This is a genomic window from Zhongshania sp. (genome assembly GCF_041623545.1).
In the GTDB taxonomy this organism is placed as follows: domain Bacteria; phylum Pseudomonadota; class Gammaproteobacteria; order Pseudomonadales; family Spongiibacteraceae; genus Spongiibacter.
The window spans coordinates 1-4,950 of sequence record NZ_JBFJWS010000240.1 but is presented as its reverse complement, the minus strand read 5'-3'; the positions used below and the strand labels follow the sequence as shown (position 1 = coordinate 4,950).

Sequence of the window (4,950 nt, the reverse complement as noted above, 5' to 3'; positions counted from 1 at the left end):
GCCAGTAGTTTTTGCGCGTCGGTCTCGGCGGCCATTGCTAACAGTGCCTCAGCAATTCGCCTGCTTGTGTCCGCAGGCACTCTGGGGTGAACAACTATCGGATGCGGATTAACCGCCCGCGTTTCATATAAAACCGTCAGCATATCCTGCAGGGCAGGTGATTGCTCCCTTAAGGTTCGTTTTACGCCGCCCCCGGCCTTAGTTGATTGTAGTGCAACATTTAAATACACCGAAGAATGGGTATCGACATATTTTGGAACAATATCAATACCGTGAATCACTTTTAAGTCTGCACGCATTAGCAATGAGGCACCAAGGGCGTTTGGCGCTGGAAATGCGATCTCCGCGCCATCTAGCTGCTGAATATCGCTAATACCACTGTCCTTGCGCACCACCAAAATGCCCTTTAATTTGCGATCACCATCTTTCACTATCGGCGAGTATTGCTGACTTTCATAGGCCACAACCGCATGCCAGGGGTTCATATAAGCCAGATCAAAATCACCTCGCTGAAAAGCCTTTTCAAACTCCGGTATAGATTTATTCGTCACCAATACAAAGCGGTCACCCGTTCGCTCCGCGAGCTCATCAAGAATTGGCTGCCATACCTTATTCAGGCGCTGCGCCTCAAATTGCGGTACAACGCCCACCAGATATTCAGCTGCATTGGCCAAAACACACTGTAAAATCAAAGCAACAAGTAATAAATATTTCATTTTACAGCACCCACTCTACGCGTAACTGAAATAACTCAGGTTCTGCCGTTTGCGGGTTTGACGTGGATAAAACGTCTATATACTCAGCGCTAAAACGAATCTGAGGTGTAGCGTAGACATTCACCGCCATTGTGAGGTCTTGTTGTTGACCGCCGAAAACATCGGCATCAGTAAGATCAACTTCACTTAATCGCAGCGCCAATTCCCAGGCGCCAGTACCATTGCGACCTAAGATACTTTGCGGCTTAACTGGTGAGTAGCGCCCCTTTTTGTAAGACCGGCGATCATTCGTTAGAAAATAGCTCGACTGCACATACCAACCATCAAAATTCAAATCGCCCTGACTGCGCTCCAAGGTCGCCGCCATATACTCTGCCTGCAAGTTAAAGCGATTCAGCGTCAATGCCGCCTCCAGACCCAGCTGGGTATAGCTATCCACACCCGCAATACTTTTGGTATCAACTAAATTCACTTTAGTTACCTTACTTTCCGGCCCAGACTTGTAAGCCAGCCCAAGATGATCACCGCGGTCGCCGTAAAGGCCCGCCAGACCCAAGTGGGCAAAGTCACTATCGCTCTTGTACGGCAGCCAGGTCAGTCGGCTGCCTAGGATCCATTCGCCATCTTCACCTGCGGTATTTTGATCTGGGGTATCACCAAAAAGTCCGCTATTCCAAGTCCAGTTTTCGCCTGAAACATTGACACCTGAACCTAGGTGCCAACCCGGCTTAAATGCAAAACCGAGGGATCTTTCCATAAAGGTATTGGCATGGGAATTTGCTAAGGCCTCGAGTGAGTATGGCACCCGGTAATTACCGGCAATAAGCTCCACACCCTCCTTCACTTCGTAACTTAAATAAGCATCTTTAAAACCTTTTGAACCACCGTCGGCAAAATCATATTCAAACTTATATTGCCAGTCGCCATAAAGTTTGCCTTGCAGGTAAATTCGCGCACGGCGCAAGCTCGTGCCATCGCCCATATTTATGCCATCGTCATTGTATACAGCGGCATGCACCTCAACACGACCACCCACTTGAGCAGTAAACTGCTTGTCAGCTGAAATTATTTCTAGGCCGCTACTGGCGTTAGCAATTGCCGGAGTCGACTTCGCCACTGGCACCGGCGCGGTTTGCTCCATCATTAGCCGCTGGTACTGATCTGCGTCGATGGTTCCATTCGCTTTAAGTACCTGCAACAAAGACTCTAATTCGGGGCCAGCGTAGGCAACCGAACTTAGCATTGCTGACATTGCTAGCAGACCGCGTGTAATCTTCATAAACATTTCCCTTATCTATTCACAGTAATATAGCGATAAAGCTTGGTTATTAGCTGGTTGACGTAATCGTCATTAATTCGCATTGTGCTATGCATAAAGCAAGGACAATGCCAGCCGGATAAAATCAGTATAGAGGAGAATTTTTAAGTCACAGAAAAGGCCTGAAAGCTTTGTCACTACTGACTCTCCAAGACCTCATAGAATATTTATTTTTTTATGACCGTATGCTAAACGTACATGATTAAAGCAATATTATTAGAGGAAGAATCGATATTCGCAACTTGAAAACCATATTGACTACAAAAATGATTTTTATAATGACATGGCAAACATTTAAAACCATGCCACTTCAAATTGATCAACGGTTAGAAGGAAGCACTGCCAGAAACTAGACGCCAATGCTCGCAAGCTTGACCATTATGTCCTTTAAAATTCCGGCAACCGTTGGGTGATCCACCTCAAAATTAGAGACGAGATCCTCCAAACGATCTTGCAAGCTACTGTCCTCAAGCACAAACTGCGGACCAACGCCTAACTCACGATCAATATCGTCGACTAATGCATGTAGTTTTGCGCGATTTTCTTGATTTACGGCAAGCCCATCGATTTCAGTTTGCAGGCGCTGCAATTGTTCATGTAATTGTTTGGGATCCATACGTCTCTCCTTATTAACCTATGTAGCATAACAACTAAAGTAATAGCCTCCTAACATCGCTCGCCTCAGCGAAGACATTAGCCTTCACCGCCACTATCCCAACTTTTTTTCTTGCGATAAATAGTCGACGCACTCACTCCTAAACATGCTGCCGCCAGTGGAATATTGTCGCCACATTGTTCAATTGCGTACTCAATTGCCTCTTTCTCCACCATCCACAAGGGGCGAATACCTTGCATACCTGCGCCGGCAGGGCTAGAAACTGAGCCAAAACTAGGAACACTATTTTGGGCCGTAGCTACTGCCGACTTGCCGGGGGCCTTAATTAAGGCTGGCGCCAATGAGGGCATCATTTCAACACTCACTAGCTCGCCGTCATTGATAACAACAACATTTTCAATGACATTCTGCAGTTCGCGAATATTGCCCGGCCAATCGTGCTGCATGATCATCGCTTTAACTTCGGGTGTAAATCCGCGAAATTCCTTATTATTTGCCTCAGATTTTTCCGCCAAAAAATGCTCGGCAAGCAGCATAATATCGCTGCCTCGCTCACGTAGCGGTGGCAATTGAACCGGAATAACGTTAAGCCGATAATACAAATCTTCCCGAAAACGACCTTCCCCAACTTCTTTGGCTGGATCCCTATTTGTTGCACAGACTATACGAATATCGCTATGCAGTACGGTTTGCCCGCCAACACGGCTAAAGGTGCCTGTTTGCAAAAAGCGCAAAAGTTTCGCCTGTAAATTCAAGTCCATTTCACAGAGCTCGTCGAGGAATAAAGTTCCTCCTGCCGCCATTTCGGCAGCACCTTTACGCTGACTCACCGCGCCGCTGAATGCACCTTTCTCGTGACCAAAAATTTCTGACTCAAAAAGATCCGCGGGAATTGCCGCGCAGTTAATAGCGATGAAAGGCCCGTCGTGGCGGGCGCTCGCCTTATGCAGTGAGTAGGCGCACACTTCTTTACCTGTTCCACTCTCACCTGTTACAAAGACACTCGCCTTACTTTTCGCAGCACTATCTAACAGACGGAAAACTGTAGACATTGCCAGAGAATCACCTACGAAATGATCCCGAACACCGCCTGCCGCTGGAGCACTCCCCGTAACCACCTGTTTTTTCGGGGCGACCTGCTCTTCCGCAGCCAATTGATTTACTGCACTACTAATCGCGGTTAATAAACGCTCTTTAGAAAAGGGCTTTTCAATAAAATCAAAGCCCCCCAAACGCATCGCATCGACTGCTATATCAATAGAGCTATTGGCCGTAATAATAACCACTGGCGCGGGCTTTTCCTGACGATTGATAAAACTCAAAACCTCAAGACCACTAATATCCGGCAAGCACACGTCCTGCAACACGACATCCGGCATTTTATCTTTTACCGCCACGAGTGCCGAGTGGCCATCGGTAAAATGCTCGGTCCTGAATCCTGCCTGCTCAAGATAGCTACAATATAAAGCCCCACTAGACAGGCTATCCTCTACTACATAGATCAAAGGTTGAGCCATTACTTTTTCCCCTGAGCAGCGTTTAACGCGTACTCTTTCGCGGCGTGATGCGCATCATCTATACGCGCTAACAAAGTTTTTGCAGCACTATGTATATCCGTCGCAAAACGCTCTGGATTCTCGTTAAACTCCCGCGCAAACGTGGCCAAGTCGTCCGCACCATAAAGCGCGGCGGAGTTTTTTAAAATATGAGCAACAGCCAAATACTCATCGACGTTCTCACTTTTCAATGCTTCAGTAATACGAACACTCATTTGCAACAACTCTTCTACAAACATGCCCAATAAGCGTCGCCCCACATCATCACCCAAATCTGCATAAAGCTTAGAGATGACATCCGCGTCAATTGACGTTGACGAAACTGGGAAAAACTTTGTAACGGCTTCCTTAAGCCGATCAGCCGTGACTGGCTTGATAATCAGTTCATCAATGCCAGAATCAAGCAAGCGCTGACGCTCGTCATCTTTGTGAACACCGCTCAGTGCGATGATACAACTACTGTTATTTTCGCTAGTAGACTGTCGCAGGCGCATGGTTACTGCTGAGCCCGGTAAGCCCGGCATATATTCATCCAATAGCAGTAAGTCGAAGCGCTCTCGCAGCGCCAATGCCAATGCTTGCTCCCCGTCGGTGGCGACCAAAACTTCGTGGCCCATTTTTTCCAGCATAATTTGCGTGGCCATTAGGCTAGGCAAGCTATCATCAGCCAATAAAATTCGTAACATCGTTGTACTCATGAACTTAACTCTCAGCTATAGCATGTATGGGGCTTCCCCCCTTGGT

General features: G+C 47.2%; 5 protein-coding genes. All 5 read right to left on the bottom strand.

Annotation, left to right across the window (positions count from 1 at the left end; translation table 11 throughout):
* Positions 1-716 (bottom strand): phosphate/phosphite/phosphonate ABC transporter substrate-binding protein (locus ABYT30_RS15455; protein ID WP_373097396.1); only part of this gene is annotated, 716 nt, incomplete at its 3' end.
* A 1-nt stretch (position 717) separates the two neighbouring features.
* Positions 718-1,995 carry an OprO/OprP family phosphate-selective porin gene (locus ABYT30_RS15450; protein ID WP_373097395.1) on the bottom strand — a complete coding sequence of 426 codons (1,278 nt, stop codon included), beginning with the start codon at positions 1,993-1,995 and terminating at the stop codon, positions 718-720.
* Positions 1,996-2,383: 388 nt separating this feature from the next.
* Positions 2,384-2,650, bottom strand: coding sequence for a DUF4404 family protein (locus ABYT30_RS15445; protein ID WP_373097394.1), 267 nt, complete (start codon positions 2,648-2,650; stop codon positions 2,384-2,386).
* 77 nt (positions 2,651-2,727) lie between these two features.
* Positions 2,728-4,167 carry a sigma-54-dependent transcriptional regulator gene (locus ABYT30_RS15440; protein ID WP_373097393.1) on the bottom strand — a complete coding sequence of 480 codons (1,440 nt, stop codon included), beginning with the start codon at positions 4,165-4,167 and terminating at the stop codon, positions 2,728-2,730.
* The gene (locus ABYT30_RS15435; RefSeq protein WP_373097392.1) at positions 4,167-4,904 is read right to left on the bottom strand and encodes a response regulator; all 738 of its coding nucleotides are present in this window, start codon (positions 4,902-4,904) and stop codon (positions 4,167-4,169) included. Before ABYT30_RS15435 ends, ABYT30_RS15440 begins: the two co-directional genes overlap by 1 nt.
* Positions 4,905-4,950 lie beyond the last annotated feature (46 nt).